Origin of the sequence: Enterococcus sp. PF1-24 (assembly GCF_029893325.1) — a bacterium.
Taxonomy (GTDB): Bacteria; Bacillota; Bacilli; order Lactobacillales; family Enterococcaceae; genus HY326.
The window spans coordinates 1-22,716 of sequence record NZ_JARXWL010000031.1 but is presented as its reverse complement, the minus strand read 5'-3'; the positions used below and the strand labels follow the sequence as shown (position 1 = coordinate 22,716).

Annotated in this window: 23 protein-coding genes; 21 read left to right on the top strand and 2 right to left on the bottom strand. The window is 33.4% G+C overall.

All coding sequences use genetic code 11. The annotated features are described in order from the left end of the window. Positions 1–15: 15 nt before the first annotated feature. From M2139_RS12015 to M2139_RS11945, 15 genes are all read left to right on the top strand, one after another. A complete protein-coding gene (locus M2139_RS12015; RefSeq protein WP_280739091.1) occupies positions 16–1,488 on the top strand; it encodes an FGGY family carbohydrate kinase in 1,473 nt (490 codons plus the stop codon). Between the two features lie 86 nt (positions 1,489–1,574). After that, a complete protein-coding gene (locus tag M2139_RS12010) occupies positions 1,575–2,030 on the top strand; it encodes a hypothetical protein (RefSeq protein ID WP_280739092.1) in 456 nt (151 codons plus the stop codon). Then, positions 2,024–2,893 (top strand): class II fructose-bisphosphate aldolase, encoded by an 870-nt coding sequence (locus M2139_RS12005; protein WP_280739093.1) that lies wholly within the window; start codon positions 2,024–2,026, stop codon positions 2,891–2,893. Before M2139_RS12010 ends, M2139_RS12005 begins: the two co-directional genes overlap by 7 nt. 273 nt (positions 2,894–3,166) lie before the next feature. Continuing rightward, positions 3,167–5,905, top strand: coding sequence for a sigma 54-interacting transcriptional regulator (locus tag M2139_RS12000; RefSeq protein ID WP_280739094.1), 2,739 nt, complete (start codon positions 3,167–3,169; stop codon positions 5,903–5,905). 125 nt (positions 5,906–6,030) lie between these two features. Beyond that, positions 6,031–6,462, top strand: coding sequence for a hypothetical protein (locus M2139_RS11995; RefSeq protein ID WP_280739095.1), 432 nt, complete (start codon positions 6,031–6,033; stop codon positions 6,460–6,462). Beyond that, a complete protein-coding gene (locus M2139_RS11990; RefSeq protein WP_280739096.1) occupies positions 6,456–6,947 on the top strand; it encodes a PTS sugar transporter subunit IIB in 492 nt (163 codons plus the stop codon). The genes M2139_RS11995 and M2139_RS11990 overlap by 7 nt, the downstream gene beginning before the upstream one ends. A gap of 6 nt (positions 6,948–6,953) precedes the next feature. Then, positions 6,954–7,769 (top strand): PTS sugar transporter subunit IIC, encoded by an 816-nt coding sequence (locus tag M2139_RS11985; RefSeq protein ID WP_280739097.1) that lies wholly within the window; start codon positions 6,954–6,956, stop codon positions 7,767–7,769. After that, positions 7,762–8,583: a PTS system mannose/fructose/sorbose family transporter subunit IID gene (locus M2139_RS11980; protein ID WP_280739098.1), complete on the top strand. Its 822-nt coding sequence runs from the start codon at positions 7,762–7,764 to the stop codon at positions 8,581–8,583. The genes M2139_RS11985 and M2139_RS11980 overlap by 8 nt, the downstream gene beginning before the upstream one ends. Then, a complete protein-coding gene (locus tag M2139_RS11975) occupies positions 8,583–9,665 on the top strand; it encodes an SIS domain-containing protein (protein WP_280739099.1) in 1,083 nt (360 codons plus the stop codon). Before M2139_RS11980 ends, M2139_RS11975 begins: the two co-directional genes overlap by 1 nt. Positions 9,666–9,847: 182 nt before the next feature. Further along, positions 9,848–10,840 (top strand): L-glyceraldehyde 3-phosphate reductase, encoded by a 993-nt coding sequence (gene mgrA / locus M2139_RS11970; RefSeq protein ID WP_280739100.1) that lies wholly within the window; start codon positions 9,848–9,850, stop codon positions 10,838–10,840. A gap of 104 nt (positions 10,841–10,944) precedes the next feature. After that, the gene (locus M2139_RS11965; RefSeq protein WP_280739101.1) at positions 10,945–11,862 is read left to right on the top strand and encodes a Gfo/Idh/MocA family oxidoreductase; all 918 of its coding nucleotides are present in this window, start codon (positions 10,945–10,947) and stop codon (positions 11,860–11,862) included. A 189-nt stretch (positions 11,863–12,051) separates the two neighbouring features. Further along, positions 12,052–12,465 carry a YjdF family protein gene (locus tag M2139_RS11960; protein WP_280739102.1) on the top strand — a complete coding sequence of 138 codons (414 nt, stop codon included), beginning with the start codon at positions 12,052–12,054 and terminating at the stop codon, positions 12,463–12,465. Between the two features lie 88 nt (positions 12,466–12,553). After that, entirely contained in the window at positions 12,554–13,378 is an 825-nt protein-coding gene (locus M2139_RS11955) for a MerR family transcriptional regulator (RefSeq protein ID WP_280739537.1), read from the top strand. A 53-nt stretch (positions 13,379–13,431) separates the two neighbouring features. Next, positions 13,432–13,908 (top strand): SAM-dependent methyltransferase, encoded by a 477-nt coding sequence (locus M2139_RS11950; RefSeq protein WP_280739104.1) that lies wholly within the window; start codon positions 13,432–13,434, stop codon positions 13,906–13,908. A 201-nt stretch (positions 13,909–14,109) separates the two neighbouring features. After that, the gene (locus M2139_RS11945; RefSeq protein WP_280739105.1) at positions 14,110–14,625 is read left to right on the top strand and encodes a GNAT family N-acetyltransferase; all 516 of its coding nucleotides are present in this window, start codon (positions 14,110–14,112) and stop codon (positions 14,623–14,625) included. Positions 14,626–14,642: 17 nt separating this feature from the next. Here the strand turns inward: M2139_RS11945 and M2139_RS11940 are convergent, their stop codons facing one another. Together M2139_RS11940 and M2139_RS11935 are read right to left on the bottom strand one after the other, a co-directional pair. Further along, the gene (locus tag M2139_RS11940; protein WP_280739106.1) at positions 14,643–15,383 is read right to left on the bottom strand and encodes a DNA alkylation repair protein; all 741 of its coding nucleotides are present in this window, start codon (positions 15,381–15,383) and stop codon (positions 14,643–14,645) included. Between the two features lie 69 nt (positions 15,384–15,452). Further along, positions 15,453–17,366: a PTS sugar transporter subunit IIA gene (locus tag M2139_RS11935; RefSeq protein ID WP_280739107.1), complete on the bottom strand. Its 1,914-nt coding sequence runs from the start codon at positions 17,364–17,366 to the stop codon at positions 15,453–15,455. Positions 17,367–17,611: 245 nt separating this feature from the next. Between M2139_RS11935 and M2139_RS11930 the strand changes: the two genes are divergently transcribed. The 6 genes from M2139_RS11930 to M2139_RS11905 all read left to right on the top strand — a co-directional run bounded on the left by M2139_RS11930 (position 17,612) and on the right by M2139_RS11905 (position 22,597). Continuing rightward, the gene (locus tag M2139_RS11930) at positions 17,612–17,926 is read left to right on the top strand and encodes a PTS sugar transporter subunit IIB (RefSeq protein ID WP_280739108.1); all 315 of its coding nucleotides are present in this window, start codon (positions 17,612–17,614) and stop codon (positions 17,924–17,926) included. A 54-nt stretch (positions 17,927–17,980) separates the two neighbouring features. Further along, positions 17,981–19,219, top strand: a complete 1,239-nt coding sequence (locus tag M2139_RS11925; RefSeq protein ID WP_280739109.1) for a PTS transporter subunit EIIC — start codon at positions 17,981–17,983, stop codon at positions 19,217–19,219. Positions 19,220–19,283: 64 nt separating this feature from the next. After that, positions 19,284–19,610 (top strand): PTS lactose/cellobiose transporter subunit IIA, encoded by a 327-nt coding sequence (locus M2139_RS11920; protein WP_280739113.1) that lies wholly within the window; start codon positions 19,284–19,286, stop codon positions 19,608–19,610. A gap of 23 nt (positions 19,611–19,633) precedes the next feature. Next, on the top strand, positions 19,634–20,458 hold the full coding sequence (locus tag M2139_RS11915; RefSeq protein WP_280739110.1) for a histidine phosphatase family protein: 825 nt from the start codon (positions 19,634–19,636) through the stop codon (positions 20,456–20,458). Between the two features lie 109 nt (positions 20,459–20,567). Further along, positions 20,568–21,998 (top strand): glycoside hydrolase family 1 protein, encoded by a 1,431-nt coding sequence (locus M2139_RS11910; RefSeq protein ID WP_280739111.1) that lies wholly within the window; start codon positions 20,568–20,570, stop codon positions 21,996–21,998. Beyond that, a complete protein-coding gene (locus M2139_RS11905; RefSeq protein ID WP_280739112.1) occupies positions 21,998–22,597 on the top strand; it encodes a YitT family protein in 600 nt (199 codons plus the stop codon). The genes M2139_RS11910 and M2139_RS11905 overlap by 1 nt, the downstream gene beginning before the upstream one ends. Positions 22,598–22,716: the final 119 nt, after the last annotated feature.

The following is a 22,716-nucleotide window of genomic DNA, read 5'->3' as shown; positions in this document are numbered from 1 at the left end:
GGAGTGGCTGAAGATATGAAAAAGATATATGTAGGATTAGATATTGGAACAACTGCAATTAAAATAGCTGCAGTAGATAGAAACTTGAATCTTTCCTATGAAAAGCAATATCATTATGATTATCTAACTCCGTATAAAGGCTGGACTGAGATCAATCCTGATATATGGGTAGAGATTGTGTTGAAGGGGCTTAAGGAGCTCCTTCAACACATTCCGGTAAATACAATTGCAGGAATTGGCGTCACTGGACAGATGCATACAACCGTGTTTGTCGATAAACACGGTTTTTCTGTTCGACCGGCAATTATGTGGAATGATAACCGAACAAAAGAATTAATTCCAGAAATTAAGCAAATACTATTAACAGAAGAGAAAACTGCACATATTGCTAAGATAGTTTCCACTGGAAGTCCTTTAGCTAATCTATTGTGGCTAAAAGAATTTGAACCTAAAAACTATGAAAAAATGAAGAAGTTTTTAATTGCAAAAGATTATGTAATTTTGAAGTTAACACAAACTTATTCTACTGATTACTGTGATGCTTCGGTATCTTCACTATATGATTTGAATGAAGACACATGGTCTGAATCGGTTAAACAGTTATTTGGTCTTGAATCAACATTATTTCCTGTAATTAATCATTCTTCTAAAATTGCGGGTGAATTATCTAAGTTGGTTCAAGTGGAATTAGGGATTAACGAGAATATTCCCGTAGTTGCAGGCACAGGAGATAATGTTGCTTCTGCATTAGCATCAGGAAGTTTTATTCATGATCAACCATTAATTTCACTTGGTACTTCAGGTGTAGTAGTTATTCCAAATCGTTTTCATAAACTAAAAGAGGTAGGGAAAAATGTTGTAGCAAAAATTAGAGAGGATGACAACACCATCATTACGCAAGGAACTATTCAAGCAGGTGCAAAAGTCAACAGTTGGTGGTTAGAAAATATTATTTGTACTACGGATTTTTCAAAAGCGCAAACTAAAATTTCAAGCTCCTTGTTGGGAAACAATGATGTTCTATTTTTTCCCCACTTGAATGGGGAAAAAACCTTGTTTGCTAATCCTAATTTAAGAGGTGCTTTTGTAGGATTAGGGTTAGAGACAACCCAAGAAGAGATGTATTTAGCCGTTTTAGAAGGTTTAGCTTTTGGTATTCGAAATCTTTATGAGAAAATGAAGAATGAGGAAAATCCAAAATATTTTACGATAGTTGGCGGTGGTGCAAAGAGCGTCTTATGGATTCAACTATTCGCTAATATTTTAAATTATCCAATCAAACGTATTTTTGATGCACGTGAAGCTGTGCATGGAGCAGCTTCTTTAGCGATTATTGGTATAGAAGAAAATTTTGATTTTCCTGAAAGAAATTTTCAGATAATTGAACCAGATAAGAAGTGTGTGTCTGAATATGAAAAAAAATATGTTCGTTATTTAGAATTGACTGAAACTATGCTAACGTATACAAAGGCGGTGAAAAATAAATGAGAAAGTGTTTATTATGCAATGCACCACTTAAATTTATAAAATTTAAGTGTCGCGACGGGCATGTGTGTAAGAGTTGCTACGAAATAGTGAGCTTAAATTTTACGCAAACAATAAAAAGTAAGAGTTATGAAGAATTAATTCAATTATATAAGCACCACGATATTTTCCAAGAAGAAAACTCCTTTGAAATTACTCGAAAGATTAATCAATTAATTCTTTTTGATGATTCTCGAAAACGGTTTTGTTTACCTAATCATCCTAAATACAGTAACGAGAATTTGAAACCAGAGATTTTTCCTTTTTCTATCATTGGGTGTTGTACAATAATTGAAGATGAAGAAATATTAAATGAGAAAAATAAATGTTTAGGAACTATTAAAGTGACAATATTTATGAAACAAGAAAATCCAGTATCTAGAGATATTTACTTAGTTAAAAATCCTATAGAGATAAATAGCATAGCTTTCAAAACAATGCAAATATTAGCAAGAAAGATTAAGGAAGAAATAGAAACTATTCAAAATGGAGTGATTTCATGTTAGCTGGTTTAAAAGAAGTATTGATGCAAGCTACTAGAGATAAACGAGCTATAGCAGCTTTCAATGTTCCTAATTTGGAAATGGTTAAAGCTGCAATTCAAGCAGCAGAAGAACTTGATGTACCAGTTATTCTTCAACATGCAGAAGGGCACAATTCATTAATTTCGCTTGAAGAAATCGGACCAATTATGATGGATTATGCTAAGAGAAGTAAAGTTCCAGTAGTTGTTCATTTAGATCATGGAAAGAGCCTTAAAGCGATTATAACTGCTATAAAAATTGGTTTTACATCTGTAATGATTGACGCTTCAGACAAACCATTTGAAGAAAATATTTTATTAACAAAAGAGATTGTCAAAATCGCTCACAGTTCAGGAGTAGATGTGGAAGCTGAGCTGGGACATGTCTTTACTTCTTCTCTTGGTGGTGGCGAAGGACGAGAGCCTGATGATGATTTAATCGGTATGAATGATGATATTTATACAGACCCTGAATTGGCTAAATCGTTTGTAGAACAAACTGGTGTTGATTGTTTAGCTGTAGCATTTGGGACAGTACATGGTATTTATTTAAAGGAACCACGATTGGATTTAGAACGAGTTCGTCAAATTCAACAAAAAGTTGAAATTCCATTAGTAATGCATGGCGGTTCTGGTGTTAGTAAGGAAGATTACCATGTAGCTATCAGTAATGGAATTGCTAAAATTAATTATTATACTTATGCTAACCAAAATGGGGCAAGAGCGATTAGACAAGCTTTTGAAAAAGATACTAAAGGAGAATATTTTTTAGAGAATTACTTAGCTGAAGTCACTGGTGCCTTGAAAGAAGATTATTGTAAAGCTTTAAAAATATTTTCTGAATAAAGTATTTTAACAGCTACTCAAAGATTATTTATAAAATATTAAAAAAATATTGATTTTAAAGCGATAATCAAGTTTTTAAACTTAAATCCGAGTAAAATTCTACTCGGATTTTTTAAATAAATAATTCTTTTTTTAGTTATTTTCAAATTCATTTAACAATCTTTTTTATGAAATTAAATATTTTAATTACTAACAAAAAAAATTTATTTATTGTAGCTCTTATTTTTCGGTGGTACACTGAGTAAAAATACTTTGTAAGAAAGTGAGTTAGAGATGAAGGTAAAAATTCTTGCTGAATTAGAAAAGCAAACACGACAATTTAGTATGAATCAATTGGATTTTTTTCAAGCGACCAATATTGCAGAATTTTTTTCGTTGAGTCGTAATACTGCTTCACAATATTTAAATGAGTTGGTTGCAGAAGAATTGCTTATAAAAGTTAATTCTCGACCTGTTCTTTTTTTTCATAAAGATTCTTTGCAAGTGCGATGTGGTCAATTTATTGAGATTCAAGGAGTCTATGATTCAATGGAAGAATTTACTGATTTGATGAATCAGTTTCTACAACCTTATGATCATTTTACTGATTTGATTGGTTCAAAAGGTAGTCTTGCACAACTAATTGAAAAAGGGAGTTCGGCAATTAAATATCCAAATGGTGGGTTACCCTTATTATTACTGGGAGCCACTGGTGTTGGTAAAAGTCATATCGCCAAAAAGATATTTGACTACGGAAAAAGCGAAGGGATTTATAACGAAAGTAGTCGTTTTGTTTCTATCAATTGTTCTGAGTATGCAGATAATCCAGAATTTTTTTTAACCCATCTTTTTGGGCATAAGAAAGGCGCATATACAGGTGCTGATCAAGAAAGAGTTGGTTTAGTAGAGCTAGCTGATCAGGGCGTGCTTTTCTTAGATGAAATTCATTGTTTAAAACCTGAATCACAAGAAAAGTTGTATCATTTCATGGACAATGGTGAATATCGAATAGTGGGAGATAATGATACAATTCGTCAAGCGAATGTTCAATTCATTTTTGCTACTTCGGAAAGTCCAGATGTTCACCTTTTACGACCGTTTTTAAGAAGAATACCGATTACAGTCAATGTGCCCTCGTTATCACAAAGACCTGAAAATGAAAAAAGAGAATTGCTTTATCATCTATTTGCTAAAGAATCCCAACAAATTGGGTTGGAAATCATGTTAACGAATAATTTATTGCAGATTATTATGAACTACAATTTTCTAGGAAATATTGGTGAGTTATCTAACTGTATTAAAGTCTGTACTGCCACTGCTTTTTCTCGACAGTCAAAAGAAGATAAGCAAGCCCAAAAATTAGTGGTAGAAATCAATCATTTGCCAGATTACATGATTAAAGAGTCTGCTAGTAATGGTAGTTTATACACTTTGGATGAAATAGCTTTACTTCATTTAGCGGATTTGAAAAATAGTAATGAAAAAAATCAGCGACTTCATCAATTTAATCAGGCTTTGATTAATTTAACTGATGCTGACTATGCTTCACAGACAGCGGCCTTTTTAGCGAGTTTAGATTGTTTGTTGGAAGAAATTATTTATGAAGAACAAGAGCAGGATATTAAAGAAATTCTATATACTAGCTTTGTCCATTCTGTTTGTAAAAAGTTAGCACAGCGTTATCAATTTAGTTTATCAAATGATGATATTATTAAATTTAGTAAATTGATTGCTCAGATTGTTGAAGATAAGGATGCGAGTGAATATTTCGACAAGGTCAATGCGCTTAAAGTTCAACAGTTGTATGACACTATGAGAATGAATGATGCCCAAGTTTTTCAGATAATGAACGATATTTCAGATGCTATCAAGAATGAGTTAAACGAAGATTTATCAAAAATTGGTTTTATTGATTTATTTTTATTTGTTAAACGTTTTGAAAAGCATGCTGAACATAGAGAAACACGAGGAATTATTTTATGCCATGGTTTTTCTACGGCTAGTAGTTTAAAAAATACGGCTAATAGTATGTTAGATGCACAAATATTTGATGCAATAGATATGCCGATTGATATGAGTACTGCTGATTTAACTAAGCTGTTATTAGATTATATTTTATCGCTAAATCATGTGAAAAACATTATTATTTTAGTAGATATGGGATCGTTAGAAATTATTCACAAAACCATTCATTTAAATCAAGATATTAATATTGCTATTTTAAATAATGTTACGATTAAATTAGCTTTGGATATTGGTTTTAAAGTGAAGAATAATGATTCAGTGCTAAAAATTCTTGAAAGTGTTGAAACGACCGATTACGGAACGAAGTATGTTTATTTTGAAAATGCTAAGCGAGAAGAAGCTATTTTATTCACTTCTTCTTCTGATATTGAAACAGCGGATAAGTTGTGTCATTTGGTGGAAGCTAGTTTCCCAAAAGAAATAGCGGTCCGATTATTACCAGTCGATTATAAAGAAATTCATCATCAAGGGAAGCGAGCAACGGTATTTTCAGAATATGATGTAAAATATATTTTAGGTAGTTCTGATCCACAGATTCCTGAAGTCAATTTTTTAGGGATTGAAGAGCTGATTCAATTGCAAGATAAAGAAAAAATGAATCAAGTATTTGGTAGCTACTTATCTTATGAAGAACAGGCACAATTTGCTCAAAACTTATTGAAGAATTTCTCTAAAGATAATTTAGTAGAAAATTTGACTATTTTAAATCCGGATAAAATTGTTTCTTATGTAGAAAAAATCTTATTTAGTTTACGGGAAAGAATAGATATTCCTTTTGAAAGTCGAATTGTTGTTGGCTTATATATTCATATCAGTTGTTTAGTTGAGCGGTTATTAACAGATAAATATATATCTAATTATGAAGATATTGATATTTTCCAAGCGAAGCATGGTGATTTTATACGTGTGATTAAGGATAGCTTTTGGAAATTAGAAAAAGACTATTGTGTAAATATCCCTGTTAGCGAAATTGCGTATCTTTATGATTATATTCATGATTATAAATAGTGTCGGAAAAAATAGAGATTAGTGTCGAGAAAGATACTAATCTCTATTTTTGTTGTATTATCAAGCGATTTAAAAGTTGGCATGATTTTTGCTTATATAAAAATGAATTGGAAAGGAGAGTAAAGATGGCTCAAAAAATAATTTTAGCATCCCATGGAAGTTTAGCAGAAGGCATGATTACTGCTATGGATATGATTTTAGGAAAAAATCATGATGCTATCGGATTCGGTTTAGATAAGTATGAACATCCAGATTGCATATCTAAAAAAATTGTTGATTTGATGGAACAGCTGGATAAAACATTTGTGATTGTTACAGATATTAAGGGAGGCAGTGTTTATAACGAGTTGATTAAGCTTTGTGTTAAACCAAATGTTTATGTCCTTAGTGGTATGAATTTATCCATGTGTTTGGAGTTGCAAATGTTAGCTGATGCTACTGAAAACTTGGTAGAAAAAATTGAAGCAATTGCCGAAAACAGTAAACAAGGAATTGAAGTATTTTGTTTAGAAAAATTAAATCAAAATAAAGAACTGGAGGATGATGAACTATGGTAAAAACAATGCGAGTAGATGAACGTTTGATGCACGGACAAGTGGCTGTTACTTGGGTGAATAGTTTAAATATTTCAGCTATTTTAGTGGCTAATGATGAAGTAGCTGGTAATGAAATGTCAAAAATGGCGATTAAAATGGTTAAACCCAATGGAATTAATTTAGCGATTAAAACAGTAGCTGAAGGAATTAATTTGCTAAATGATCCACGAACAGAAGATTTAGCAATTTTAGTTTTAGTTCGAACCGTCGCTGACGCTAATGAAATTCTTAAACATACTTCTTCAATTGATAAAATAAATATTGGGGGCGTTCGTAAAAAAGAAGGTGGGAAATTAGTTTCACCTGCAGTCTATTTGAATCAACAAGATTTATTGGCTGTTCAGGAAATGACACAACACAATATTCCAATCGAATTTAGAATGACCCCTGCAGATACACCAAAAGAAGCAGCAACTATTTTAAAACAATACTTAGAAAAGGAGTAAGAGAAAATGGCGATAACAATTACACAGGCATTATTAGTTAGTTTGCTATTATTAGTTTTTACTGTTGGAGAAGCTTGGTTTGCTTACCCAATGATCAATCAACCATTGGTTCTTTGCCCGATTGTAGGGTTAATTATGGGAGATTTACAAACCGGAATTACAGCAGGAGCTACTTTACAAATGATTTTTTTAGGTACAATGCAGATTGGTGGAACCGTTCCGCAAGATGCACCGCTTGGTTCGGTGATAGGGACCGCTTTTGCTATTTCAATGGGGCAAAGTGTTGAAGTTGCTTTAACTTTTGCTGTGCCAATTTCTATGTTAGGTTCATTATTAATCGTTTTAGCTTATGTGATTCGTGGTTTATTTAATCCAATGGTTGAAAAGATGGTTAATGAAGGAAACGGAAAAGGTCTTGAAAGACTTTATTACGGTTTAGCAGTTATTCCAGAAATTCCCCGAGCTTTAGTTGTTTTTTTTACTTTAATTGCAGGTTCTGGTTTTGCCAAAGTGATTATTGATACAATTCCACAAACTATTATTGATGGCTTGAACTATGCCACTGATTTAATGCCAGCTGTTGGGATTGCATTGCTTTTAAGAATGATGTGGTCAAAACAATACGGCGTTTATTATTTTGTTGGCTTGATTTTGGTTTCTTTCTTTAAACTAGATGTAATTGGTGTAGCTTGTGCGGGTGTAGCTTTAGCAGTTATTTTATTCTTGGAAAACAGAAACAAACAAAATAACTTTACAGCAGCTCAAGGAAGTACAGTTGCAGCAGGTGAACTAAGTGCTGAGGAGGAATTATTCAATGACTAACAATAAAATATCTATTGAAAAAGCGGATAAAAAAATACTAAATAAAGTTTTCTGGCGTACACTGACATTAAGTGTGAATTACAATTATGAACGCATGCAAGCTTTTGGCTTTGTCTTTACCATGATTCCTGCAATCAATAAATACTATTCAAAAAAAGAAGACAGAATTGAAGCTTATCAACGACATTTTGAACTTTTTAATACCACACCATCAACTGGGGGCTTTATTACAGGACTGACTACCTCGATGGAAAAAGAAGCTTCTAAAGATCAAGACTTTGATAAAAATTCAATTAATGCCATTAAAGTTTCGTTAATGGGACCGTTAGCTGGGATTGGCGATTCAATTTTTTGGGGATCTTTACGAGTTATTTCATTAGGAGTTGGGATTTCTTTAGCAGCAAAAGGTAGTTTGTTAGGATTATTTGTTCATTTATTACTTTTTAATGTACCTGCACATCTCGTTCGTTACTATGGTACTATGTTTGGTTTTGGGCTAGGAAGTTCTTTCATTAAAAAGGCCACTGAAAATGGCTTAATTGACTCAATTACTAAAGGTGCTACCACAGTGGGGTTGATGACTGTTGGGGCGATGACTTGTACGCTGGTTAATTTTAATATTGAAAAATCTTTTATGATTAGTGGGCAAGAGTTAAATATCCAAGAAATTTTAGATGGGATTTTCCCTAATGTATTACCAATTTTACTAACTTTTATTTGTTATAAAGCTGTAACTAAGAATGTTAAACCAATCACAATTATGTTGGCGATGATGGTTATAAGCATTATAGCAAAAATGGTAGGTATTATTTAATGGAGAATTCAGTGACTATTTTAGATTGTATTCAAAGAATTCCTAGTTTAATTGAAAAAATAATTGTTGAAAAAGATATAAATATAGCAAAAGTTTTGAAAAAAAATCAGGAGAAAGTCATTCAAATTAATAAAATTATCATTGTTGGCTCGGGGACATCCGATACGGCTGCTCGAACAGCTAAAAATTTTATTATTAGAATAACTAAAATCCCGACCTTTGTTTATACACCATCTGAGTTTGAACTGGATACTGTAGAAAAAAATAGTGAGACTCTTTATATTTTTGTTTCGCAAACAGGGACTTCTAAAATGACCAGAAAAGCGGCTCAAGAAATGAATAGTCAAAACTATTTTACGATTGCAATCAGTGAATCCGCTACAACATTATTAGCTACAGAAATTCCTAATCATATTTTGATGGGGGTGGGCTATGAAGAACATCCGACTCGGACGATTGGTTATACAACAACGGCAATGACTTTGATGGCGCTGGGAATTGAGCTTGCACTTATCAGAGAAGTGATTGATATAAAAAAAGCGAACCAATTGTACCAACAAGCTTTAAAAGCAGCACAACATCAAAAAGAATTAGTACCACAAACAATGGCTTGGCTGGATAAAAATCGTCGGAAAATGATGCGTTCTTCTTGTATTTTTTTCATCACTAGCGAAGAATTAATGGGTGTAGCGAAAGAATCAGCAATGAAAATTTGGGAAATTCCACAAATTCCAGCAATTGCTTATGAAATCGAAGAAAGTTTACATGGACCAAATTATGGTTATACTCCTAATCATTGTGTGATTGTCTTGAATGATGGAGGAAGTAATGAGAATAAATATTTGGCGTTAACTAACTATATGAAAGATATCAAACAAAATGGATTTATTATTGGAAAAACAACGATTGATGAAGAAGATTTATTATTTTCTTTTGAAGAAAATGAATTTAAATTCATTGAATTTTCAGTTGTTATACAGGTCTTAGCTTATCGTTTAGCGTTAGATGGTGGTAGAGATTTGTTGTCTCCACATGATAATTCAGTCATGTATTCGTATTTTACAACTCACGAAGGGGATTAACATAAGTAATATTTGAATTCAGCACTATTGCAAGTAATCTGTCTGCAATAGTGCTGCTTTTTTGAATAGTGAAATCAATTTTCAGCATTCTCTCCATTGATTGTTAACGCTTTAATTGTTAAAATGACAGTGCTAAGAAGTTTTGTTAGTTTTTGCAAAATAAGTATAAGAGGAGAAAAGCGATGTATCAAGCAAATGAACATAGATATGATAAAATGCAATATCATCGGGTCGGCAATAGTGGCTTGAAATTACCAGCGATTTCACTAGGCCTTTGGCATAATTTTGGTAATGTGGATAAATTCTCTAATCAACGGGAGATTATTTGTGGCGCCTTCGATATGGGGATTACTCATTTTGATTTAGCCAATAATTATGGCCCACCAGCTGGTAGTGCTGAAGAGAATTTTGGCAGAATATTAGCGAAAGATTTAGCGCCTTATCGGGATGAATTAATTATTTCTTCAAAGGCGGGTTATTATATGTGGCCTGGACCTTATGGAGAATGGGGTTCAAAGAAAAATGTTATTGCCAGCTGTGATCAAAGTTTAAAAAGATTAGGCTTAGATTATGTGGATATTTTTTATCATCATCGACCAGATCCTGATACGCCGCTTGAAGAAACAGCGCAGGCTCTTGATTTATTAGTTCGTCAGGGAAAAGCTTTATATATTGGGATATCTAATTATTCTGCAGAAGATACTGTCAGAATTACTGAGATTTTTAAAGAGCTAAAGACACCATTTATCATTCATCAACCAGCATATAGTATGTTTAATCGTTGGATTGAAGATGGGTTGAAAGATGCCTTGGTTAAAGAAAAATTAGGAGCGATTGCCTTTAGTCCGCTTTCGCAAGGGCTTTTAACCAATCGTTATTTGAATGGTGTTCCTGAAGATTCACGAGCAAATCGTAGCGACAGTCCATTTTTATCAAAAGAAAATGTTGATAAGACGCTTGAAAAAGTCAGCGCATTAAATGAAGTTGCCCAAGAACGAGGCCAAACCCTTGCGGAAATGGCGATAGCTTGGATTTTAAGAGATGGGATCGTTACTTCAGTATTAGTAGGAGCAAGTCGTCTCTCTCAATTAGAGGACAACGTAAAGGCCTTAGAAAACACGAACTTCACTACAGAAGAATTAGCGAAAATCGATCATATTTTGATAGCTGAATAATGAAACTTCCAGAATAAATTTGCAAATAGCAAATCTATTCTGGAAGTTTTTGCTAGATAATAATGGTATGATTGATGTAATTAAAAGAAAGCAGGGGAATCAAGATGAAAATCGGCGTAATTGGATTAGGCGATATTGCCAAAAAAGCTTATATGGCAACTTATAGTCAGCATCGAGAGCAAGCACAATTTTTATTTTCAAGTAGAAGTAATCAAAAACAACTACGACAATGGTTGAAAGACAGTTATAATTTTGATGAATTTTATCCTTCTTTAACAGAGTTGATTGCTGCAGGGATTGAAGCTTGTTTTATTCATGCGGGGACCAGTAGTCATTATGAGCTTGCAAAACAGTGTTTAACAAATGGTATTCATGTTTATCTGGATAAGCCGATTAGTCAAAATTTAGCAGAAGTTCAAGAGCTTACGCAGTTGGCAGAAGCCAAGAATTGTATTTTTATGGTAGGCTTCAATCGGCGCTTTGCACCGCTGGTAGAAAAATTGAAGGAAATTCCTGAAAAACGTATTATTAAATTGCAAAAAAATGTAAGTGGTTTGAATCAAGACACGGAATTTGCTATTTATGATGTGTTCTCCCATTTGGTGGATACTCTAGTTTATTTATTAGATGAACCGATTCAAGCAATTCATCCTCGGGTGGTGGAGGAGGATGGCAGTTTTTCTTTTGCGGTTGTCAGTTTTGAAACGACTCATAGTTCTGGTGTGCTTACAATGGATTATCATAGCGGCAGCAGTAGTGAGGTGTATGAAATCACCTCGCCTACAGGAACGCATCGTTTGACAGAGTTGGTGGAATATGAATGGCTAACAGATCAAGGTAATTTAACCAAAAAATACGGATCGTGGGAGTCGACTTTGTATAAAAGAGGCTTTGAACAAATGCTCCTAGAGTTTATAGCGGCAGTGAAAAACCAGTCACAAGAACATTTAAAACAAGAGAAAATTTTGTTAACGCATCAATTGTGTGATGAAATCATTAAAAACACTATAAAAAAATCATAAAAATGTAATAATTACGGACAGAAAATTTAGATGTAACATCTTTTTCTACAATTGACACTTTTAGCGTTTTCTATGTATACTACGATTACACAAAAACACATCGCGGTTGGTAGTCCGTGAGCACAAAAAATTGTGTCAGTAACCTTCCCTCCAGGTCGTCCAGTGTAATTTTTATAAGGAGGGGTCGTCATGAAACTTACGGTTTTCTTTGATGGCAGTTTTTGGTGTGGCTTGATTGAAGAGCAGACAGATGAGAGTTTAAAAGTTTACAAGCATTTATTTGGCGCAGAACCAAAAGATATTGAGGTTTTGACTTTTGTAAATCAACAGTTGTTAGAAATTTTAGCAACTACTCCTGCTGTTAAAACTCATGATAACGCCAAGGATTTATTGAAAATTAATCCTAAGCGTAGGCAACGGATGTTGAATCGTGAAAAGAAACAGCCTGTCTATTCAACTAAAGCACAAGATGCGATGCAGCAAGTGTTAGAACTGAAAAAAACACAGCGTAAAAAGACATCAAAAGCAAAAAAACAAGTCGAACAGCAACTTCGATTTCAAATGAAACAAGCTAAGAAACTTCAAAAGAAAAAAGGGCATTAAGCTGTTCGAAATTAAAGTAAGCCATCAGTTATTGCTGGTGGCTTATTTCGTAGATGATATTACAGATGAAAGTAGTTAGGAGTAAATGATGTTTAAAATTGGTGAATTTTCTAAAATAACTCAAGTTTCTATTCGTATGCTACGTTATTACGATGAAACCGGCTTGTTAAAGCCAGCTAGAATTGATGAAGTAAATAATTATCGCTTTTATGACAATGAACAAATTTCACGATTAAACCGGATTTTATTTTTGCGTCATTTTGGTTTTCAAGTAGCAGAAATTAAAGACTTTTTAGATCATTGGGATGACCATTTTGTTTTAGAGCATTTACAAAAAAGAGAAAAAATCATTGAAAAAGAGCTTGTTCAACAACAAGAGCGTTTAGCAAAAATTAAATTAGCGCAAAAAGATATCGAAAACCAACAAATAAATCTTCATGCAAATGTTCAAATTAAATCTGTTCCTGAGTATCAAGTTTTAACATTGCGGAAAATTTTAGCGGATCATTACTGTGAAAGTGAATTATGGTTTGAATTGGGGCCAGTTGTTAAAAAGCATCATATTTCCACAACTGGCGAAACGATGGCTATCTTCCATGATACCGATTTTCGTGAGGAAGAGGTGGATGTAGAAGTTTGTGCCGTTGTTGAAAGTCTGGCAGAAGAGGTAGAAGCTTGTAAATATCGGCTGTTAGAAGCCGTTGATTTAATGGCTTATACGATGGTGACAGGGCCTTTTTCAAATATCAACAGAAGTTATTTAGCTTTTGCTAGTTGGTTAAGTCACCATCCTCAGTATCAAATGGCAGGGGCGAATCGACAAATTGTTCATCGCGGACCTTGGAATGAAGAAAATTCAGAGAATTATTTAGTAGAAATTCAAATTCCTTTAAAAAAGAAAAAAATTTCTTGACCCTCACACGATGTGAGACTCTATACTGAGTTCAGTTAGAGGAGGTGAAGAAAATGAAAGACATTAAAATTCAAGCAATTGCCACAGTCCTTAAAAATGAAGGACAAGCAACCATTGTCCTTGATGAAAAATATCGTCAAGCCTTACTTGGTCTAGCTGGCTTTAGTCACTTGCAAATGATTTGGTGGGCACATGAATTTGATGAGCCGGAAATGCGAGAAATCACAGTGATGCCAGCACCTTACAAAAAAGGACCAGCTGAGATGGGGATTTTTGCAACCCGCTCACCTATTCGTCCGAATTTACTAGCTTTATCAACGGTTCAAGTGGAAGCAATTGATTTTGATAAGGGAAGATTGACTGTCTCTGGTTGTGATGCACATGAAGGCACACCAGTTTTAGATTTAAAACCTTATACACCAAGTGAAGACCGAATTGAAAATCCTGTAGTACCAGAGTGGTGCAGTCATTGGCCGAAAAGTGTTGAAACAACAGGTGATTTTGATTGGGCAAGTGAATTTAATTTTTGATATTGAAATTAAAAGGTAAAGCTAACTAACCAAATTTTTTGTTTATTTAAAATTAATGATGTAAGTTTAAGCATTTACATCGTTAATTTTGTTATAATCAAATGAGCAGTTACCGCCGAAAAATTTTTAAATCACATAAAAGCTTATTGGGAATTATTAACTGAAACACGACTAAATAGTAATTATCTAAAGGAGTTAACGATGGAAACACAAAGATTATACATACGTCCGTTTAAAGAAACCGATTGGCAAGATTTATATGAATATCTTTCTGATGAAAAGGTTGTTCATTATGAACCTTATTCACCACAAACGAAAGAAGAATGTCAAAAAATAGCGATAAAACGAGCAAACTCAACTGAATTTTGGGCAGTTTGTTTAAAATCAGAAGATAAGTTAATTGGAAATATTTATTTAGCAGAAAAAGAGCAACAAAACTGGGAGATAGGCTATGTTTTTAATCGTAGTTATCAAAAACAAGGTTATGCTAGTGAAGCTGTTAAAGCGGTAGTTAAAGAGACTTTTGCAAAGGACGGTCATCGAATAAGTGCTTATTGCAACCCTGAAAACACTGATTCTTGGAAACTTTTAGAAAGAATTGGTTTTCAGAAAGAAGCGCACCTGCGAAAAAATGTTTATTTTAATAAAGATCAAGCAGGTCAGCCCCTTTGGCAAGATACCTTTATTTATGCACAATTGGCTGCGGAACATAAATAAAGGTATTGTAGGCTATTTCATTTTAAAGCAGCCTTACCCATTTTTGTGTTCGCTGAAATTAAGCGGGAGCGACCTTCAACACGAATTAGCGTGTTTAATTCTTTTAAAGCATCTTTAGCAATCCACTGATGAGCTTTACTTTGAGCGTTTAGTAAATCATTGGCTAACGAGATGCTTTTTTCTTTTGCTGATTCATCAATTTTACCCAGCTCTCTTAAGGCCCAAGAAGCGGCTTTCTTCAAGTGAAGACGTTCGTCATTTGAAAATTTCGGAATCAAACTAAGGTAATAACTAACTTGTTCTTCTGATAAAGAAGCATGAGTAGACATGGCAGCTAGTAAAGTAAAACCAGCTCTTTTTGTATATAAAGACTCACTATTAAGAAAAATTTCAATCCATTTATCGAAATCCTTCCGTTTAATTAAAATAGATTTACAAAATAAATCACATAAATCCCAAGAATAAATTTCCGTCATCATTGAATGAATCGCTTGTTCAGAAAAATCATTATAACAGTAGCTGCCGACTAAAACGGCTAAGATTTTTGCTTCATGGAAGCCAGTTTGCCATAAAGCCTCAGTAAGTTGCGATGTGCGTTCTGCCTTAGGGATACTAGCAATCATTTTTCTTAAGTCGCTCGTTGAAACCCCTAGAGAATTTTCAGCAGGAATCCCCAATTTAACAACATTTTCTTTATATTTTTCAGAAGAAAGTTCATTCATTTTTGTTAAAAGCAATTTAACTGTTTGTTCGGGCATCGTTATCATCCTTTTGTTTTTATCATAGTAAGAGTGTTAGCCTATTGTTAAGGTTAACACTCTTTAGTTTTAATTTATTTGAATTTTACCGTGGATAAACTTTCTAAAATCTTCAAAAGTTTTGATAGTTCGTAGTTCATTGTAAATTTCTGGATAATCAAATAAAGAAATCAGTGCTTCATAAATATCGGTAAAACGTTGGCGATCCAAATCATTGATAGCTGCTAATAACACGATATAAACTTTGCGGTTCCCCCAATAAATTCCCTGATTTGAGATGCCAACACTAATGGTGGTCTTTTTTGCATCCATATAAACCGAATGAGGGATAGCGATTGATTCAAAAGCTGTGGAAGAAGCGTGTTCACGCTCTAAAACATGCTGATAAAATTCTGTATTAACAAAGCCTTCAATTTGCAATGTTTCACACATCTCTTTAATTAAATTATCGCGTTGAGTATTTAACAAATCGCTAGAGAAACAAGCTTCATTAAAATAATCATCAAAATTATGAATTAAAATTTGTTTTTTATGATTTAATCGCATCGTTGCAATTTCTGAAATTAACGTGAAACGCTGCTCTTCAGTGAAAAGCGGTGAAACATTAACAACTGTATATTTTGAGTTTCGTGGAACTGGTAAAGTTGTAATTAGCAATTCAAAGTCTTTGGTTTCAGTTTCAGAAAATTTTGAAAAAACACCAATAATATTTAAATCATTGCCAAATAAGCGTAGCATTTGTTGGTAGATTTTTTCATCTAAATTCATGTATTTTGGACAGAGAATGACTGTTTTTATTTTTGAGAAATTACGTTTTTGGCCTTCTAATTCAGCGCCAATATGTAAAGCAATATAAGCACTTTCGTCTTCTGTAATCGGAATTTCTAATAATTCGCTTAATTGTAAAGACATAAAAATGGCAATATCATAAACAATTGGAAAATCTTTTTTTAAGGAATCCAACATCGGATTTTTTAAAAAAGAAGCTTGTTTGGCTCTAGAAAAAAGACTACTTAAATGTAAAGAAAAAGGCACAGTGAAAGTTTCACTATTCAAATTAATCCCAAAAGTTTGATGAACACTCACTAAAACTTGTTCTACTGCTGCTAACAGATTATCACCAACCACTTGTTCAAAATCTTTACGATTTTCTGAAGGAATGTAATTGACGTTTGCTTGGAAAATCATATGAATTTCTTCTTTTTCCCAGTCATTTAAAGACAATTGAAATTGCTTTTCAATTTCTTTAATAAGTTTAGTGACCAATAAAGCCTTATCTTCTCTTAACCACGAACTAAACCAATCACGGGTAATTAACGATTTACCATTTCTAACTGACTCAATTAAAATTAATAAGTGCAACATTAAATTGATAAATGAAAAATCATTTAAGTAATAGTTAGATTCATTCATGATATTGCGAATAATCCCTGAAAGTAAAACAACATCATCAGCATCGAAATTTTCTTCTAAAATCTCTTGATTAACAAAATGATTCGGCATTTCTTCAAAAATAATGTAAGAAATTAAGCGTCGTTTTTCTTTTTCTTCTCCTAAAATATGAATTTGATCTTGTTTAATGACAAATTTTACTTGATATTTTGCAAAAGTTTTATTCATGCGAGAAATATCTGCTTTTAAAGTCGAATAACTAACAAATAATTCCTCAGCCAAATCAAAAACATCTAAAGTTTCGTTATTAATTAATATTTTTTTGATTATAAAGAAGGCGCGATCTTTATAATTTTGAGGAATATTTAGTGTTTCATTAGTAGTTAATAATTGTGGAGCAGTTTTATGATTAATACTGTAACCTAAGTTTGATGAAAAAATAACTGGTTCCTTACTTAGTTGATTTAATTCTGCAATATAATTTTTGATGGTACGAATAGATACATTGAGTTCTTTAGCTAAGGTACGAGAAGGAATTGCTTGATCTTGATGAAGTAAAAAATGAATCAATTGTTCTTGTTTTTCTTTCATCGCTAACGTCCTTTCTATAGACTTTCTTACCTTATAGTATAGCGTTATTGGAACCGTTTTTAAATAGAAATTTGCACGGGGAGGGTGCAATCATTCAGTTGAGATAATTTCCGAAAAAGTAAATAATCAAGATGTGATTAACAGCAGCTGCACACACTTGTTTAAAGCAAAAAACAGTATCTATGATTAAAGCGTTAATGGAGCATCTAGAAAAAACATTTTGCTAAAATTAGGAGGATTTTAAAATGGATAAAATTAATATTATGTTATGTTGTGGTGCCGGCATGTCCAGTGGTTTTTTAGCACAAAAAACTAGAAAAGCAGCAAAAAAAAGAGGAATAGCAGGTTCAATTGATGCACGAAGTGAAAGTGAAGTTGCTCAGTATTTAGATTCAATCGATATTTTATTATTAGGTCCTCACTATGCTTCTTTTAAAGATGAAATGGCTGAACAAGCTGCTCCTCATAATGTGGTAGTTGACGTCATTCCTCAAGATATTTACGGTATGCTAGATGGTAATGGACTATTGGATTTTGCAATTGAAAAATTAGGAAAATAATTTATAAGAAAAATGTTCTGTTTTTTAGATTAAAAACTGAGAGGGGAAATAAAAATGAAGAAATTTATGGATTGGTTAGCCAATTCTTTTGCGCCAAAGGCTAAAGTCTTAACGCAAAAACCAGCAGTAGCTGGGTTATCAAGTGCGATGCAAAAATTGATTCCATTTATCATGACTGGGTCAATTGTCTTTTTCTACAACGTATTTAGATCATACATTCCTGCACTACCTGATTTAGGAAATATTTCTAATTATTCATTTGGGATGATTGGTTTGATTGCTGCATTTATGGTAGCGAATCAATATATGGAAAAATTGAAACATCCTGGTTATTCAATTACTGCCGGAATTGTTGCTGTTTGTTCTTTAATGATGTTCTTACATCCACTAGGTGCTGAAGAAGGCGTCTATGATATGGGGAGAGTAGGACCAACAGGGATTTTAATCGGTGTAATTGTAGGTGGTGTAGTCAGCATCATTTTCCACTTATTTAGTAAATTAAATCTTTTAGCTGATAGTGAGTTACCAGATTTTGTTGTTGAGTGGATTAAAAATATTATTCCAATTTTCTTGAGCTTAGCTTTATGGTCAACTTTAATTTTTGGGTTGAAATTAGATATTTTTGAAATTATTATCGGATTATTTGAACCTATTCAAAGTTTTGGTCAATCACTACCAGGTTTGATTTTATTAGTATTAATTCCGGCTTTCTTTTATTCAATGGGAATTTCTACTTGGTTATGGTCAGCCATTCAAAATCCAATTTTTATTGCGGGGATTGCAGCGAATACTCTAGCTTTACAAAATGGTGATGCACCAATGAACATCGTAACGAATGAAACTGTTTATAGTATTGGTTTGATTATGATGGGTGGAACTGGAGCTACTTTAACTTTAAATCTTTTAATGTGTTTCTCTAAAGCGAAAAAATTAAAAACTTTAGGTCGTATTTGTTTAGGCCCATCAATATTCAATATTAATGAACCGATTGTTTTTAGTACGCCAATTGTTATGAATCCATTATTAATGATTCCGATGTGGCTTAATTCAATCGTAGGAAGTTGTGTTGTCTGGTTTGCAATGCGTGGTGGACTATTGAATATTCCTGCTGAATTAATGCAGTTGGCACAAATCCCTGCACCAATCTCTAGTGTGATTTTAACAAAAGATTTCCGAGCAATTTTATGGTATATCTTACTATTTGTTATTTATATGGCAATTTGGTATCCATTCTTTAAAGTTTATGAAAAAGAAGTTTTAGCAGAAGAAGAGTTAGCAGTACAAGCTAATTAAAAATGTGAGATTTAAGCTTAGATAGAAGATAGTTGAGGTGGAAAATGTGATTGAAAATGAAGATATGTTTGAAGAAGAAAATGAACTGATTCCTGTGGCGATGCAAATTATTTTACATGCAGGTAGTGGACGCACGAAAGCACAAGAAGCCATTAAACACGCTAAAGCTAATGATTTTGAAGCCGCTAAACAGTGTTTAAAAGAAGCAAAAGATAATATCGTTTTAGCTCACAAATCGCAAACGACAGTAATTCAAAACGAAGCAGCTGGTAAAAGTTATGAACCATGCTTGTTGTTTACTCACGCGCAAGATCATCTAATGACTATTTCTAGCGAAGTAAATTTAACTCGTGATTTAGTTGATTTATTTGAAATAGTTATGAATAAGTAGTTTTTAGGAGAGGAGAAATAGTTATGAAAAGAAAATGGTTATGGCTATTACCAATCGTTTGTTTAAGCTTAATTGCTTGCAGTAAACAAACAAATGATCAAACTGCTGCGACTTCAACTGAAGAATCTTCAGTAGTTGAAACTAAAGTTTCTGAGGAAACAACCATTTATTTAGTGCGTCATGGTAAGACTTGGTTTAACACAATGAATCAAGTGCAAGGTTTTAGTGATAGTCCGTTAACAGAACTTGGTGAAACGCAAGCTCAAGCTGTTGGAAATGGCTTAAAAGACATTCCTTTTGTAGCTGCATTTTCTAGTGATTTAGGGAGACAACGAAATACTGCCAAATTAATTTTAGCTGAAAATGCCAATGGAATTCCAGAAATTACTGAATTATTGGGATTTAGAGAGAAAAATTTCGGTAGTTTTGAAGGTCAATCTAATGATGCCATGAATATAGCAGTCGCTGAATCTTTAAATTTAGATTATCCCGAAGGTAGTGATGAGTTATGGGATTTTTTAAAACAAGAATTAACAGAGGAAGAACTAGCTAACAAAGTTGCTGAGGTTGATCCTAGCCAAACCGCTGAAACTTATGAAGAAATGAAAAGTCGCGTAGAAAAAGCCATGCCAGAAATGTTAAAAATTGCCGAAGAAGCTGGTGGTGGTAATGTTCTGATTGTTTCATCTGGTGGGCTTATTCCAATTATTTTAGAAAGTGTTGCACCGGGAAGTTATAACGGCGAAAAAATTGGTAATTGTAGCGTGACAACTTTGAAAGTTAAAGATGGTATCTATACAATTGAATCTATTGGCGACACAACTTTTGCAGACACTGTTCAAGATTAAAATGATTAGTTATTAACAGAATAAATGATATAAACTATGGAAAACCTGAAGCAGTCCGTTATTGACTCATTCTTCAGTTTTTAATAAAAATGAATGAGGAGCAGAAAATATGAAAAAAGAATTTCCGAAAGACTTCCTGTGGGGAGCAGCAACAAGTGCTTATCAAGTAGAAGGTGCGGCTGAATTAGACGGCAAAGGCTTATCGCAACAAGATGTAATTAATCGTGAAAGACATGAAAAATTTGGTTTTGCAGACGCCAGCATTGCCAGCGATCATTATCATAAGTATAAAGAAGATATCGCGCTATTTAAAGAAATGGGCTTCACTAGCTATCGTTTTTCAATTGCTTGGACCAGAATTTTTCCAAATGGCGATGATGTTGTCAATGAAGAAGGCGTTCAATTCTATCGTAATTTAATTAAAGAGTTAAAAGACAACGGTATTGAGCCAATTCCAACTTTATATCATTATGATTTGCCATGGGCATTAGTTGAAAAATATGGTGGCTGGTTATCACGAGAAGTAGTGAAAGACTTTGAAGTTTTTGCCAAATACGTGATTAATGAGTTTAAAGATGATATAAAGTATTGGATTACAATTAATGAACAAAGTATTATTGTTCAATATTGGACACAAAAATGTTATATTTTGCCAGAATACCAAGATAATAATCAATTACGTTATCAAATTAATCATCATATGAACTTATGTCAAGCGATTGCGGTAAAATATGCCCATGAAGCTGGGGCGTTAGCGGGTCCAGCGTTAGGTTATGCGCCAGTTTATGCGCGAACTTGTAAACCAGAAGACCAATTAGCTGCTTTAAATGCCAATGACTTACGAAATACTTATTATTTAGATGTTTATTTCCGTGGCTATTATAATGTTGCAGCTTTAACTTATCTACAACAAGCGAACTTAGCGCCAGTAATTGAAGAAGGAGATGAAGCATTATTTGCTGCTAATCTTTCTGACTTCTTTGCTATTAACTATTATGATAGTCAATGTGCTCATGCTTGCCCTGAAGGAGCTGAACGCGCTTGGTCTGGTTATAACTTATCGGGTAAAAAAGGCGATATGTCTGGTTTTGAAACACATCCTGGTTTTTATCAAATGTGCCCGAATCCAGAATTGCGGACAACAGATTGGGATTGGGCAATTGATCCAATTGGTTTAGAATATGTTTATCGTGATTTATATACCCGTTATCGAGTACCATTTATGATTACTGAAAATGGTCTTGGTGCTCATGATGAATTAACTGCAGATGGCAAGATTCATGATGATTATCGAATTGATTATTTAAGAGAACATATTCAAGCAACTAAACGTGCGATGGATTTAGGGGTTGAAGTTTTAGGCTATATGCCTTGGTCGGCCATTGATTTGCTATCTACTAGTAATGGCTATAAAAAACGTTATGGTTTAGTTTATGTTGACCGAACAGATGAAGATCCAAAAGAATGTCAGCGAATTCGTAAAGATTCTTTCTATTGGTACCAAAAAGCAATTGCTTCTAATGGCACTGATTTAGACTGATGAAATTGTTATTAAGGTATGTTATTTCAATTTTAGGTTCAGCCTTAGTCGGTGTTGGCGTAGGAATTTGTGTTGTAACGGGGTTAGGCGCAGATGCTCTCGGTGTGCTCTGGGAAGGTTTAGCTGATAAATTACCATTAACAGTCGGGCAAGTTTCTTTATTAGTGACGGCGATCTGTTTAATAATTGTTTTTGTGATTGATAAAAAAGAATTAGGTTTAGCAACTCTCCTTAATCCGCTGGCAACTAGTTTATTAACGGATTTTACTATTCGGAATATTGACCTTCCGAAGCAAGTACTTTTACAACTATTCTTTGTTGTTATCGGTATTTCTTTCATCGGGATTGGTTCCGGAATTGCCGCTGCAACGAATACTGGGAAAGAAGGCTATATTGCTTTAAGTTTTGCGCTTAGCAACAAATTTAAAAGTGATTTAGCGAAAGTTAGAATGATACTTGATGGCATTTGCTTTATGCTAGGCACTATTTTAAGTGGTAAATTAATGGTGGGACCAGTTTTCGGTGTTTTATTAATTGGTCCTCTGTTAAAGATAACTAGTCAATATTGCAGCAAAAGAATGCAAGGAATACAAGAATAAAAAACAACAACTATCTTTATTAGATTGTAGTGACCCCAAAAAGTTAGACTTTTTCGGAGTAGAGAAATCTACTCCGTTTTTTGTTGTTTTCAAATTAACTATTATGCAGCTTTCTGTGC